The organism is Pseudomonas libanensis (assembly GCF_001439685.1).
GTDB classification, from domain to species: Bacteria; Pseudomonadota; Gammaproteobacteria; order Pseudomonadales; family Pseudomonadaceae; genus Aquipseudomonas; species Aquipseudomonas libanensis.
This window is the reverse complement of record NZ_JYLH01000001.1, coordinates 85546-98458: the sequence shown is the minus strand read 5'-3', so window position 1 is coordinate 98458 and position 12913 is coordinate 85546. Positions and strand designations below refer to the sequence as shown.

Below are 12913 nucleotides of genomic sequence, written 5' to 3'. Positions count from 1 at the left end.
TGGAACGCTGTGCTCGGTTCAGGCCGCTGGCGCGGCCCGGTTGGCCAGGGTGCTCGCGTACTTGGCGATGCTCTGGTCGATCTTGTCGATGGCAACGCTCGCGGCTTCGGCTTCCATCGCCCCGGCAGCGGCGGCCACAGCGGCAGCGGCGCCCACCAGCAGGTCGGTGGCCAACGCGCCCAGTGCATCCTCGGCGGCGCCCGGCAGGTTGTTGTTGACGATGTTCTCGGTCATTTGCTTGAGCAGCACGGCCTGGGCCGCCAGGGCGATCTTGCTGACCCCGTCGAAATACCCCGCCGCCGCCTGCGCCACCAGGCCAGCCGCCTGGCTGATCATCATGTCGGCCGGCACCGCGATCTGGGCCGGCGCATAGGCGAAGTTCTGCGCGTTAGTGAACTGCACCGCCTGCACGATCTGGCTGTTGAGCGCGGCCGTGCTATCGGTTGACGGCGCGCTCACCTGATTGAGCAGGTGCTCGTTCATGCGCGCCATGATCGAGCGCGGGGCCGGTGCGGCGGGCGTCGGCGCAGATGGGTCGGCGGCCGGCGTTGCTTGGGAGGCGGCGGGTTTCTTTCTGCTGAACCACGACATGATCGATCTCCCCAGGCCTCAGCCCTTCTCGCCAATCTGCATGATCAACGCCACTGCCTTGGAGATCACCGCATTGGAAATCTGGTTCATCGCCTGCTGGCTGTTGACCGCGTTCTGCAACGACAGGCCCGCCGCACTGCTGGCGACCTGATACAGCGACGCGATGGCCTGGGCCGGCGCCTCTGCCACCACCTTGACGTTGGTTTGGGTGACCGCGTCGGTGATCTGGCTGTTGACCTCTGTCATACATCTCTCCTTGATGGCATTCACCCAAGGTTGGGCGTGGATAGTGGCGGCAGGACGCGCTCATACAACTAGAACGCCCCGCGCCGGCTTCTGTGAATCCAGCTCAGCGCAAGGCACTGCGCAGCAGTTGCACGCGCTTGCGCACCAGCGGCAACTTGACCTGCAACTCGGCGGCGATTTGCGGATACGGCAGGTCATCGACAAAACGCATCTCGAACAAGCGCTGCTGCATCATCGGCAACCGCGCCACCTGCGCCTTGACCCGCTCCAGGCGCTCGTAGCACTCCACCCGCTCCAGCACCGACGTGCAGGGCGCGGCGAGCGCGGCCAGGTGATCCTGCTCGAGGTCCACTGAATCATCGAACAGCCGCCCCTCGCGCTTGCTGCGGCGCAAGCTGTCGAGAAACACATGGTCGAGTACCAGAAACAGAAACCCCTCAGGGTCGCGAATACGCTCGGGCGAGCGCCGAAAGAACAGCAGGGCCTTGATCGCCGTGGCCGACAACCACTCCTGGCCCTGATCCAGATTGCCCCTGGCGCGCCGCAACGCACGCCGCTTGAGTTCACCCTGCACGGCGCGCCAACTCGCTTCGAACAAACGGTCATCGGCGGCCCATTGATCCTTGAACTGAATAGTCATCCCCATCGCCCGCACTCCTGTGCATCCTTGATGAAGGGCCAGTCTGCGAGGGCGGGACAGGGGCGCGCTGTTACCTGGGGAACAGCGCCACGACTAATTCAAGGCAAACGCCTTGCGCCGCAAATGCTCAAGATCGTTGATCACCATGCGCTCCAGCTTGCCGCTGATCAGCCCACTGCGGCGCCACAATTGCAGCTGCACATTGAGCTTGGGGCGACTGGTGTTGAGCATCGACGCCAACACCCCCTGGCTGGCGGGCAAAGACACACAAGGGATGGCCAGCGCCAGGTCGATCTCGCCCAGGTTGGCCAACAGAAACCGCGCCAGGCGCGACTCCAGCCGATGCAGGCACACCAACTCCAGCAACTCGATGGCCTGCAGCAAACGCAGCATCATCAGCATCAACAAACGCCGCAGAAACGCCGGCTCCTCAAACAACACGCCGAAATGCCGGCTACCCAACTGCAACAAACGCGTGGGGCCACTGGCGAAGGTGGAAGACTCACGCCCATGATCCTTGATCAACGCCGTCTCCCCCACCACCTGCCCGGCCCCGGTACTGCCGATAATCTGCTCCCGACCATCGGGCCCATGCACCACCGAATAAATCCGGCCTTCCACTACCAATGCGATGAATGCGAGGGAGTCGTCCTTGAAATACAGCAGCTCACGATCCTCCAATGTGCGCTCCACCATATGGGTGGCAACGTAGCGCAAAAGGTGCTCCGGCATACCTCGAAACAAATCGGAGCGAGCCAGCAGGGTTTGTCTGAGCGGGAGATCGAGCATCACGGTTCCTTTGGAATGCATGCGTTCACCTGGGGAATTGCGGCGTGAAAGCGGTTGTGAAGCCACAAGAGCAAAGCAAACAAAGGGACGCGCGGCGCGGGGAGTTGTGAATGAGGGTGGCGATTAGCCAATTTTTCTCGGAAACGCCCGACAGTGAGCGGCTGAAATGCTGGAATGGACGCATCAGGTCGACATGGGTATGATGTCGCCCGCACAAGCATCCGTAGCTCAGCTGGATAGAGTACTGCCCTCCGAAGGCAGGGGTCGTGGGTTCGAATCCCGCCGGGTGCACCAGATATGAAATGAAAAAGCCCCAGGTCGAGAGATCTGGGGCTTTTTTGTTTTTTTTTTGGGGGGGGTTGGTAGGTGGTGAGGGAGGGGTTGAGTTGTGTAGGGATTGTAGGGAGCGGTGTTGGGAGGGAGCCGAGCGGGGTTTTGGTTTGGGCGGTCCGGGTTTGCCGTCATCTTTTCGCCGTGAAAATAAATCTGTCCCCTTTTTCTTTCTATTAGCTGATTGCTTGCCACGCGAGCTTAGCTTTAAACATAGCCTCCAATTATTCCTTGCGATGCGGCAGTACAGCTGCGACGAACCAGACGATAGGGTGCAGAATTTACTCAAGTTGATCGCCAAAAAACGTGTCGGAAACCGGCCGGGACGGATTGAGCCTCGCGCCATAAAACGAAGGCCCAAGCCTTACCCGATGCTGATGCAGACACGCTCGGCGGCAAGGGCCGAGGTCAGGAGAAAGGGACATCCGAAGAGGGTTAAGTAAGTGCCATTCAAATCTGTCTCCTTTTTCCTTCGGGATGTCCTGTCAATGTAACGCTATCGAGATAAAAAGCCGACAACAGTCGGCTTTTTTAAAATCAAATCACTTGAATGAATATCCTCCATCCATTACCTGATCATTCCTTTTAAGTAGCAGAACTAGGAAGTTCCGCAGCAACATCACGAAAAGCGAGCAGCGCGGCTTCTAAGTGATCAATTATCTCAAGCTGCAATACATCTGGAGCCGGCAAATTATCATGACTATCTAACGAATCATCCTTTAACCAAAATAAGTCCAAGCTCGTCTTTTCACGAACAATAAGATCCTCATAGCTATAATATCTAAAACGATCATTTTCAGTTCGATTGTTTCGATTATCTGGACTAAAGCAAATTACAAAATCGCGAAGATCTACAAATTTTAACGGCCTAGTCTTAAGAGTGAAGTGCTGATTTGTCCGTAAGTCATAAAACCAAATCCCCTTTGTTTTGGTGTTACCATCGTTAGGCTTAGCGTCAAAAAACACCACGTTTGCCTTTACGCCATTCGCATAAAAAATTCCTGTAGGCAGGCGTAATATAGTATGCACATCACACGTTTCTAGAAGCCGCTTTCTGATCTTCTCGCCGGCTCCTCCCTCATATAAAACGTTATCTGGCAATACTACCGCCGCCTTTCCATCGACCTTCAACAAGGAAACTATGTGCTGCAGAAAATTCAACTGTTTGTTAGCCGTAGTCTCCCAGAAATCAGGACGCTCATACATTAATGCATCTTTATCCTCATCACCCTCTTCGTTGGTGATAGTCATACTGCTTTTTTTCCCAAAAGGTGGATTAGCCAAAACATAATCAACACGCACTTTTGGTTCAGATATTAACGCATCTGATCGATCTACAGACGGCTCGCCTATGAGTTCGCCAATATCATGTAGAAATAGATTCATTAAACACAACCGTCGTGTGTTTGGAACTATTTCGTTGCCATGAAAGGTTTCATCTCGCAAAAATTTCTTTTGCTTAGCATTAAGCTTAGGAAACTTATAGTCCAACCAATCAGAATTTTGCTTTATCCAATCTGCGGATCCATTCAGCCACTCGTTTGCGACTAGAAAAAATCCGCCAGTGCCACAAGCGGGATCGGCTATTGACTTAAGTGGTTTAGGACGCAAGCATGCCACCATAGCTTGAATCAATGCGCGAGGCGTGAAATATTGACCAGCTCCACTCTTAGTATCTTCCGCGTTCTTCTGAAGCAGTCCTTCATATAAATCCCCCTTTGCATCCGTACCCATGCTAACCCAACTTTCCGCGTCTATCAGTTGAACCAAACGGGAAAGTTTTGCAGGGTCCTGTATTTTGTTCTGTGCTTTAAAAAAAATCGCACCTAACATGCCAGGTTGTTGCCCAAGAGTATGGAGAGTCGATAAGTAATGGGCTTCCAGCTCTACACCATCTTTGCCACACAGGTTGACCCAACCATAACCTTCAGGGATTTGTGTTTCACGATAGTATGGCTTCTGCGCATATTCATGCGCCATTTTGAGAAATAAAAGATATGTGAGCTGTTCAAGATAGTCACCGTAACCTACGCCGTCATCTCGTAGAGTGTGGCAGAAATTCCAGACTTTCTGAACGAGCGTGGAACTATTCATCATCATGCTTCCAGTAATTTTTGAATCCAAGGATGATCAACGTGCCGCTGCCCTTTAAGCAGAAATATCATTTCCCCGCTAAAAACAGCTTTGCGATCTATTGCTCTACGAATTTTTCTCGCGACAATTGTAAAAAGTTCTTGCATAGCGTTATCAGTTCTTGAGAGCGGAAAAAGTAGCTTTCCCTGCTCCACATCTGCCATTAATTGAACACTCACTGCATGACGTTTTTTGCAGGTTGGTTCGTAATGAAGGTGGTATACCTCAATGGAAGTTTCGGCACGTTTTTTTTCAACAGGATCCTGGCTTGTCGCACATGGCTTCCCATTTTCCTGACGGCACCCCAGCAACTCCCACTCATGCAATTGACACGGATCGAGAAGTTCAGGTGTTTCTTGGCTTAGAGGTCCAGCTGCATATAGTCTATTGGCTTCATTGAGAAGTGGGAACCTGTCGGCCTTTCCACCAACAGTGAGACCTTCAATACCCTTGCGACGACTGTTACAAAAAGTACATGCATACCTAAAGTTTCGCGGGTCGAATGCAAGCCAGCGATACCCAGTATGAATATTGGCCGCATCTCCAACACGCCCTTTAGGACGAAAATGGTCCACTGCATTATCTGCGCGATCAACGGGAGTTTCACAGTACCAACACTTCTTTTCTGGAAATAGATCAGCCAAGAAGTCTTTCAAATCACGCCAGACACCGGCGTAGTCATCGGGATCTGCACCAGCGAGCACAGCGACAGAAGCAGCCTGTGCTCGATCTGTCCACCCATCCGGTAATCTTAATTCATCTTGATCTATATATCTCATCAATCTTTACTACCCGCTAGTTCAAGATCTTCGGCGAGGAGTCTTTCTATTAATTCAGACGCCAACGCCTCCTTTTCCTCGCGACTCATTTCTACAGTTTCGAAAGCAAGCGTATCTGGGTCGTCGGTGCCAAATCGGTCTTTTAGTATCTTATCTCGCAATCTAAGATATCGAGAAAATTCATCATCCGGATGGAAAAAACGAAAACCGAGACGGTCGAGCTTTCCATTCAAAGTATCTAACTCTACCTGCTCGGGATTTGAGAGGTCTTGTTTAGCTGACAGTACTCTCTGTTTCTCTAGAAGAAGTTGAGTGGTTTGATCCAAACTGGAAGCGATCCCGAACATATCGCTAGTCACAATGGCAGCATACCCCATGCCACGGGGATCCATATCTGGATAGCATGCAACAATGTGACGGCAATCTGCATGCTTACTCATCTGCAGAATTTGAACTTGTTTTCGTTCAAGATCAGCTACCGCCAGCGGGTTATGTGTGGTCAGAAGGATATGGCTAGTTTCTTCTTTTCCATCACCGGCAGCGATAAAGTTCTTCAGATAAGATATATAATCTACGCTCCAGCGTGGATTAAGGTGTGTATCCGGCTCATCCAGAAGAAAAAGACTTTCATTCTCGGAGGTAAATCGCAATAAACCAAGAACGGTTAGTAACTGTCGTTCACCCTCGCTCAACTCCCTAAAAGTCACACACCCATCATTTTTTTTAAGACGAACGCGAATCCGAACTTCTTCGATCAGCTCCGAAACATACGTGCTTTCTAGGTCGCGAAAAAAACTTGCAGGTGATTGCGTTCCTACCAATTCTCGTAATGCAGATATATCCTTAACGAAAAGATATTTAAACTGTAGCGTTTCTTTATTCCAGATGGAGGTAGATACCCGACGGCTAACTTCAATAGGGGCAATTGCAATATCATATAGCCGAGACAAGAACTCCTGAACCACTCCCCTTGCATTCCAAAATCGCGAATCCCCATCTGGTGCTCTTGACTTCCAAGGAGGCTGACGAAGTACAAAAAGCACCGACTCGATTCCTTCATCTGGATCAAGCCCTAGATGATCATCTAAAAAAGACCGGACAACATCCGACTGCTGTATCAAAAAAGCTAAAAGTACAAACTGACTATGTACCGGCATCGCATAAAAAAGCCGTTTCAACCCCGGATCTTCACCATTCCTTAGTTTACTATCATAACTTTCTAGATAAGGAAGAAACACATCATGCATACGTGTGCTTTCCCCAGAATAATAACTGAATACATACCTAGGCAAGTAGGTTGTATCAGCGCCCAAAAAAGTCTTTAACTTTATCAACTTACCCTGATGAGCAGTTTTCGAAAAAGAGTCTACCTCTGACTCTTCAGATCCAAGCTCAATCTCTTTCGCCTCACTAAAAATATCAGAGACTCGAATAATCAATGGTTCTTTTTCTCGATCCGGATCCGCATCAATGTATATATGCTTAGATTGATCGCCTTCACCCATACGATAAGAAAGCTTGAATGCAAAAACCACTGTGCGTTTCTTGCTTATTAAATCGCGAAAAATTATTGCCAATGCTTCTAAAACATTGGACTTTCCTGTTCCATTCCACCCAATTACAACTGTAACCCAATGATCCTCATCAAAATCAATCGTTACATTTTTCAGGTTTTTAAATTGGTGTGTAGGACTGTTCTTATCACTACCAATCGTGAGTTTATTCAGTCTCATAGTCTGCTCGCTTCCCTAAGCTTCAAGCGGTCATATACCTTTCGACCTTTTTCATCCATTACAGGCACCACCGCTACAAGACTCGACTGGACCAGCTCACGCAACTCAGCATATAAAACCTCTATATGATCGGTCTCCGAACCATCGGTGACGCCACAACGTCTAAATACTTCCTGCGCAGTCAACCAATCAGTCGCTTCATTCAGAACGTCAAATAAGCTCCTAGTCACCGTTGCGATCTCCTTTCTGGCCACCCTTTTGCGTGCCTTTGGTTGTGCGTCTCTCTCTTCTTGGTCTGCGTTTATACGTGCCAACAAATCCTCAGCAGATTCGTCACCCACGTCTTGTGGCACGAGCGAGCCGCAAAACGCTGCCCTGAGGATATTTGCACGTTGAGCTGCTGACTGTTTGAGAGCATGCGAGACAGCTGCCTGCTGATCCCGAAGCTTGGATAATTGGTCAGCAAGTTGCTTTACTATTTCTACTTGTTCAACAGTACTTGGTAATGGAAATTCCACTTCAGAAAATCGTGAAGCACCAAGATGAGCGATATTTGTTGTGATTGTTGCGATCTTACGAAACCGCCCAGAATGCATATAGTTTAAGAACACTGCTAAAGCATACTCAGGCACAACGCCTTCTTCCGACCTGAAGCGCACAAGCGTGTTAGTAAAACATGCACGAGGTAGCTCACCTCGGTAGATGGCAGGGCGACCAACTAGCTCAAGGCTTTGACCCTCGTTCAGCAAAATGTCATTTACTTCTAATTTGAATATTTGCTCTTCTGCCTCGGAAAAATGCATTTCCATCACATCTGAAATATCAATACGATCTTCGTACACGTTCGCAACGCGCAGATAAGGCACCATATTGCTTCCAGTATGAAACTGCGGAGCGCGTTGTCGGCCAAGCTGTACAGCCCCAGCATGGGCGACTTTTGTCCACACCCAACTTTCCGGCAATGCCGTAAGCTCATCCGCATCGGGAGAAGTAGGTTCGGCATATTTTCTTTGCCAATCTTTTGGCGGAACTTTATGTTGTTCTGCAAACTTTTCTTGCTGCTTGGCTTCCCAGCGCTTAAGACGCTTTGCCCGAATATTCTCTAATAAATCTACCCCGGACTCAGAAATTACATTTCGCTGGCGCCACTGAGCCGTGAGTGTCCCCTCAACTGCGGCTCGCAAAAGAGACTTCCGATACTGTCCAAGCTTCTTTTGCGCGGCCTTAAGCTCTGCCACGCCGAAATCAAGGTCAGTAAGAAGTTCTTCAAGCTTCGCGACAATTCGTGTTTGTTCCGACCGGGGAGGTAAGGGTAGCAAAATTTCGTTTACCGTCCCCGAAGAAAGATGCTTAACTGTCACCGAAGACGTATTACTATTAATCGCAGATAAATAACCAGGAAGCACAAATGCCAAAAACTTTTTTGAATAAAAGTCTTGATAAGGAACTATCTTGCAAACACGCTGATTCAAAAGGCCGGGCTTTGCACCCCAAAATGCCGAATTGAAGTCCCCATCCATTCCTACAAGCAAATCACCTGAGCGCACGATAAAATCTTCATCGTATTCTCCAGTATAATATGTGGATGTACTTCCCACCATAATGTCGCGAATTCGTATTAAAGGAAAACCTATTGTTGTGCTAAACAAACTTGAACTAAAAGGAGCACCATTCAATACAAACGCAACTTTCGACAAAGAAACTCTCTGCCAGGAGTCATGCTTAGCTAAGAGCCCCGTTTTATCGCTGGCAATTATCTCTGAAATACTCATAGTAAATGCCATTACGCAACAAACCTCTCTTCACTTCTATTCAATAGTGGCTTTAAAGAAGTATCGATTTTGCCCACCGCATCGTACAGCGCTACAGGACAATCATTATGAAATGGTCCAAAAAAACTGAGTAATGCATCGACTAAAACCAATAGTCGTGCATTTGACTTTCCGGTAGTTCGCTGCGATCTAGCTTTAAAACTCATTTTTAATCGCACCTATTTAACAGGCCAATACCTACTTGATTACATTTAGTATTGATGCCCATTACTCCAGCACCACGAGAAATTTTGTAACTAACGCCACTGGTTCGATTTCTCGCATGTTTCTGTTTAGTTTTACTAAGCCATACCCTGCCATCATTCTGAGCGTACGGGAAAGGTTAGGCACCTTACGGCCAGTAATCTCAGCAAGCTCCGTTAGTGACCTTGGACGACGATGATGGATGGTTCGTAGCAAAGCTCGATTATCATCAGACAGCACAGCGGCAAGTGAAGCCATCGAGCTGAACCAAACGGTAGGCTGGTCATCCTCATCATGCTCATTTTGAGTACAAGTCGGTTCACCTGGCCGGCGGACGCCAGCGACACATCGATTCATCGAAGTCACTCAGAACACCTAAAATATGGAGAATTGTATCAGTGCTTCATAAGCATCGTCGAGACGATCACCGCTATCTTCAGCCTCATACGATTACCGGTTTCGAAGCAATGGTGTTACTCGCCATTTCCCTTGACGGAGTCGTGTAACACTTCTCAAAGAATTGGTGTGAAGTCAAATAATCGTTTAAATACAACGATATATGATGATCTGTAACACATGAAAGACCAGTTACACCTTTTTTTACAGTAGGGGCTTGGCCCCCTAGCCCCAAACATAGGTAACCACCCACGCCCGAGCCTAGTGAACGGGTAAACTGGGTGGTTGCGGTTCATTTGAGCATTGCCAATGGCCAGGAGATCGCTGGGCCCTGAGCATTTCGAGAAGGCACAGGGCGAGTAACCCGCGGGATCGTGTAAGCGGAAGGGCACCCAGCTTAGGGAACAGGTGAACCTGGTGAACTCTAGTTCACCTGTGCATTTGCCCTACCATTTCAGCCATCTGCGAGCACCGTTGCCAATACGGTAAAGATTCCCTTTTCTCTTCAAGATCTTTCAATTTCAACATTGAAATTTCAGTAAGCTGGTGTGGTTGCCGCTACCACGATCCCACGGGTTTAATGCCCCGTACTGCTAGTAAATCATCAGGGCCCCAGCGCTTATCGGCCACGAAACTCCGACGGGTATTGCTACGAAAGATTGATACCAGGTAAAGGGAAAAGTCTTTGGGTCGCTATCTACATGAATGCGCTTAGGAATTTGGTGGAGATTGAATGTAGACGATCTGCTTATCTCGACCCACCAACAGGCCGATAACGAGCAGGATAACTCCGAGGAAGAAGCCAACAAATCCTAGAAAGCCACTCACCAAAGTGCCACCGATGGCTGCTCCCGCCGTTTCTGCACCTGAGTGAGCGCCACTGACGTTGGTAGCGATATGGCTACCGGTTAAAATAATACCGGACAAGGGAAGCATGAATGCAGCGATGCCCGAGGTCACTAGAAGTCGACGCCATGCTTTGCCAGGAGAGGGAGCATAAATCGCTACGACTAGTGCAATGATCCATGCGACGAAGAACACAATCGCGCCAGTCGCACCGCCAGCCCCTGGTGAAGCCGCTCCGGCGATGGCTACGACCATCGAAAGAAGAATGGCTAATATTAAGCCACCAACCAGCCCTGCAAGAACCTTCATCGTTAACTCCTTTTTTCCGAGGCACGGAATATGCTGACGTGATGTATAGCAGCAGAATGCCACCTCTGTCCTGCTGCACCGTCGTAGGCGACCAATGAATTCTCACAGAAACCGCATTTTGTGGCTCTAGCAGTTAGCCTCGTGTATGCCCACGTGTATGCCTAACCGAGACCAAACCTATAAAACCCGGCAAATACTGGCACTTTCCAACCCCAGTTCAAACGATGCCGGGCACTAGATATGAAATGAAAAAGCCTCAGGTCGAGAGATCTAGGGCTTTTTTGTTTTTTGGGTTTGGTCGGGAGGTGAAGGAGGTGTTGAGCCGCGTCGGCGTCGTGGAGGTTGGTGTTGGAAGCTACTCGCCCAAGCCCCCGGTTTGAGCTGTTCGGGATTTCCGTCCCCTCTGCCGTGAAATAAATCCGTCCCCTTTTTCCTTAAGAAGGCATTCTATTTTGCCATCACGCGATTCAGAAGGATCCTACCTGCTTTGCAAGTTGCAGCACATAGGTCATCGCGTTAACCTCCTTCACGTCGCTGCTCATCAGCGACCGGGCCTGGAAACCCGTCACCGAGACGCACGTAGCGTCGTCAAACAATCAGCAGGCGCTTTTTTTGTGCCTGTCGTTTGTGCTTTATGGCGGCCGTGTGCGGGAGACATTCGTGTCTGCCGAGTAGTCTCTGTCTCGGTTTCCAGCCTGCGCACGGCTGCCACCCATCGCCTGGAAACGATGTGTGGCCGTCTCAGTTGGTCATCAGAGAGGTTTCACACCATGCTTGATTACCGTAGTGCCGTCCGTACCAATACCGCCCCTATGTACGTGGGAGGTCAGCAATGAGTACCCCACCCGCAGAAGCCAAAACCATTGGCGCTCAGACCTTCGCAGATTGTGGCGAGGAAAAAAGCCATCTGAAATTGTTTCGAGTCAACGCCGGGGTTCCTATTCTGGAAGCCCTTGAACACGCAGCGCACGTTCTCTACTACGCAAAAATGCTCTCGCTTGAAGCCGCCATGGACCCCAAGGCGGAGAAGTTCGCGTTTGCCTCGCACTACCTGTGTGAAATGGGTAAAGCAATCGTCGATGACCTGCTCCTAGCCATGCAGCCTGGTGGGCCGCACCCGCAGTAAGTAGTTCGCGCCCGGTGCAGTGCATCGGGCGCCTAGATCTGCCCCCTGCGGCCCCTCGTCTACGTTAAATCGTAAGCCTTCGGCGATCACACCTTCCCATTGCGACTGCTGGCGCCGTTGATCGATCCCGCTATCATGCAGGGCATAGACCACGAATGTAGATAACCCATGCCAAGATTGTCATTCGCCGTCAGGATTTTGTTTGCATGCTGCCTTTTCATCGCAACCGTTAATCACATTCGTGCAGACGTTTCGCATGGATTGCTCTGGGACTACGGATACGGGCCTAGCACTTACTTGGCTAGCCGTATTTTCTGGGGGGCGCTTACGTTTTTTGACCCGCTTGCAGCACTGTTACTATTCATCAAGCCAAGAGCCGGAATCGTGCTTACGGCAGCGATTATTTTGGCCGACGTGGGCCATAACACTTTTTACGTCGCATTGAAGCAGCAGTGGCTGGAGCCGTTCTACCTGTCACAGGTAGCTTTCCTTATCGCAGTATTCCTACTCTCACCCATCGCTTGGAATGGCCCTATTCGAGACGAAGCGCTCACCCATCCAGTCCGAGTGTGATTCGCTCCACTTATGAGGTAGAAGCTCCTGTGAGCCCGCCCCTTGCGGGCCGAGTTCGTATGGGGTGTCTGAAAAGCGAGCCGAGAAAGTGGGGAAAATTTCCTAAGGGGTTTCGCGGTCTAAGCTGCGTAGCAGCCCTAAATTGTAATTACTGAACCGCCAACCCTGTCGAAGGACTTATTGTGAAATTCATTTGCACACTCACATGTCTATTGCTCGCCCAGGCTACCTATGCGGCCGAGTCCCCTGTGATCCCTGACCCCTATGGCGGCCCTGATAAACGCCCAGAGAGCAGTGAAAATGTCACAACGTATTTGAACGAAGATGGTACCTCTACCACCTCGGCAGTGATGGTTTACGGAGATGGTCATAAGGAACACTGCATTATTCAAGCAGCACGGCCTGCA

11 protein-coding genes, 1 tRNA gene and 1 pseudogene are annotated in these 12913 nt (G+C 50.1%); 3 read left to right on the top strand and 10 right to left on the bottom strand.

What is annotated here, in order from left to right; all coding sequences use genetic code 11:
- Window positions 1-18 precede the first annotated feature (18 nt).
- The 4 genes from TU73_RS00365 to TU73_RS00350 form a co-directional block, all read right to left on the bottom strand.
- Window positions 19-591, bottom strand: coding sequence for a hypothetical protein (locus TU73_RS00365; RefSeq protein WP_057010492.1), 573 nt, complete (start codon window positions 589-591; stop codon window positions 19-21).
- A gap of 18 nt (window positions 592-609) precedes the next feature.
- Entirely contained in the window at window positions 610-837 is a 228-nt protein-coding gene (locus tag TU73_RS00360; RefSeq protein ID WP_003187543.1) for a RebB family R body protein, read from the bottom strand.
- A gap of 103 nt (window positions 838-940) precedes the next feature.
- A complete protein-coding gene (locus tag TU73_RS00355; RefSeq protein WP_057010491.1) occupies window positions 941-1483 on the bottom strand; it encodes an RNA polymerase sigma factor in 543 nt (180 codons plus the stop codon).
- A gap of 87 nt (window positions 1484-1570) precedes the next feature.
- Complete coding sequence (locus TU73_RS00350) at window positions 1571-2287, bottom strand: Crp/Fnr family transcriptional regulator (RefSeq protein ID WP_057010490.1); 717 nt, start codon at window positions 2285-2287, stop codon at window positions 1571-1573.
- 196 nt (window positions 2288-2483) lie between these two features.
- On the opposite strand from TU73_RS00350, the gene TU73_RS00345 reads away from it, so the two are divergent.
- Window positions 2484-2560 (top strand) — tRNA-Arg (locus TU73_RS00345).
- A gap of 209 nt (window positions 2561-2769) precedes the next feature.
- Window positions 2770-3039: pseudogene (locus TU73_RS29250) on the top strand (IS4 family transposase); the annotation flags it as partial.
- Window positions 3040-3181: 142 nt separating this feature from the next.
- Here TU73_RS29250 and TU73_RS00335 read toward each other — a convergent pair.
- From TU73_RS00335 to TU73_RS00310, 6 genes are all read right to left on the bottom strand, one after another.
- The gene (locus TU73_RS00335; protein ID WP_057010853.1) at window positions 3182-4690 is read right to left on the bottom strand and encodes a class I SAM-dependent DNA methyltransferase; all 1509 of its coding nucleotides are present in this window, start codon (window positions 4688-4690) and stop codon (window positions 3182-3184) included.
- Between the two features lie 2 nt (window positions 4691-4692).
- The gene (locus tag TU73_RS28880) at window positions 4693-5508 is read right to left on the bottom strand and encodes an HNH endonuclease family protein (RefSeq protein WP_156421184.1); all 816 of its coding nucleotides are present in this window, start codon (window positions 5506-5508) and stop codon (window positions 4693-4695) included.
- Window positions 5508-7241, bottom strand: coding sequence for an AAA family ATPase (locus TU73_RS00320; RefSeq protein WP_057010486.1), 1734 nt, complete (start codon window positions 7239-7241; stop codon window positions 5508-5510). Before TU73_RS00320 ends, TU73_RS28880 begins: the two co-directional genes overlap by 1 nt.
- The gene (locus tag TU73_RS27905) at window positions 7238-9013 is read right to left on the bottom strand and encodes a restriction endonuclease subunit S (protein ID WP_162276327.1); all 1776 of its coding nucleotides are present in this window, start codon (window positions 9011-9013) and stop codon (window positions 7238-7240) included. The genes TU73_RS00320 and TU73_RS27905 overlap by 4 nt, the downstream gene beginning before the upstream one ends.
- Before the next feature lie 267 nt (window positions 9014-9280).
- The gene (locus TU73_RS29505) at window positions 9281-9613 is read right to left on the bottom strand and encodes an HVO_A0114 family putative DNA-binding protein (RefSeq protein WP_331714135.1); all 333 of its coding nucleotides are present in this window, start codon (window positions 9611-9613) and stop codon (window positions 9281-9283) included.
- 750 nt (window positions 9614-10363) lie between these two features.
- Window positions 10364-10807: a hypothetical protein gene (locus TU73_RS00310; protein WP_057010484.1), complete on the bottom strand. Its 444-nt coding sequence runs from the start codon at window positions 10805-10807 to the stop codon at window positions 10364-10366.
- Between the two features lie 832 nt (window positions 10808-11639).
- Between TU73_RS00310 and TU73_RS00305 the strand changes: the two genes are divergently transcribed.
- Window positions 11640-11933 (top strand): DUF3077 domain-containing protein, encoded by a 294-nt coding sequence (locus TU73_RS00305; RefSeq protein ID WP_056782556.1) that lies wholly within the window; start codon window positions 11640-11642, stop codon window positions 11931-11933.
- Window positions 11934-12913 lie beyond the last annotated feature (980 nt).

What these genes read in the sequence shown, in the direction of transcription:
- TU73_RS00365 (WP_057010492.1), bottom strand. Translation starts at nt 591, where the DNA reads ATGTCGTGGTTCAGCAGAAAGAAACCCGCCGCCTCCCAAGCAACGCCG.
- TU73_RS00360 (WP_003187543.1), bottom strand. Translation starts at nt 837, where the DNA reads ATGACAGAGGTCAACAGCCAGATCACCGACGCGGTCACCCAAACCAAC.
- TU73_RS00355 (WP_057010491.1), bottom strand. Translation starts at nt 1,483, where the DNA reads ATGGGGATGACTATTCAGTTCAAGGATCAATGGGCCGCCGATGACCGT.
- TU73_RS00350 (WP_057010490.1), bottom strand. Translation starts at nt 2,287, where the DNA reads ATGCATTCCAAAGGAACCGTGATGCTCGATCTCCCGCTCAGACAAACC.
- TU73_RS00335 (WP_057010853.1), bottom strand. Translation starts at nt 4,690, where the DNA reads ATGAATAGTTCCACGCTCGTTCAGAAAGTCTGGAATTTCTGCCACACT.
- TU73_RS28880 (WP_156421184.1), bottom strand. Translation starts at nt 5,508, where the DNA reads ATGAGATATATAGATCAAGATGAATTAAGATTACCGGATGGGTGGACA.
- TU73_RS00320 (WP_057010486.1), bottom strand. Translation starts at nt 7,241, where the DNA reads ATGAGACTGAATAAACTCACGATTGGTAGTGATAAGAACAGTCCTACA.
- TU73_RS27905 (WP_162276327.1), bottom strand. Translation starts at nt 9,013, where the DNA reads ATGAGTATTTCAGAGATAATTGCCAGCGATAAAACGGGGCTCTTAGCT.
- TU73_RS29505 (WP_331714135.1), bottom strand. Translation starts at nt 9,613, where the DNA reads ATGAATCGATGTGTCGCTGGCGTCCGCCGGCCAGGTGAACCGACTTGT.
- TU73_RS00310 (WP_057010484.1), bottom strand. Translation starts at nt 10,807, where the DNA reads ATGAAGGTTCTTGCAGGGCTGGTTGGTGGCTTAATATTAGCCATTCTT.
- TU73_RS00305 (WP_056782556.1), top strand. Translation starts at nt 11,640, where the DNA reads ATGAGTACCCCACCCGCAGAAGCCAAAACCATTGGCGCTCAGACCTTC.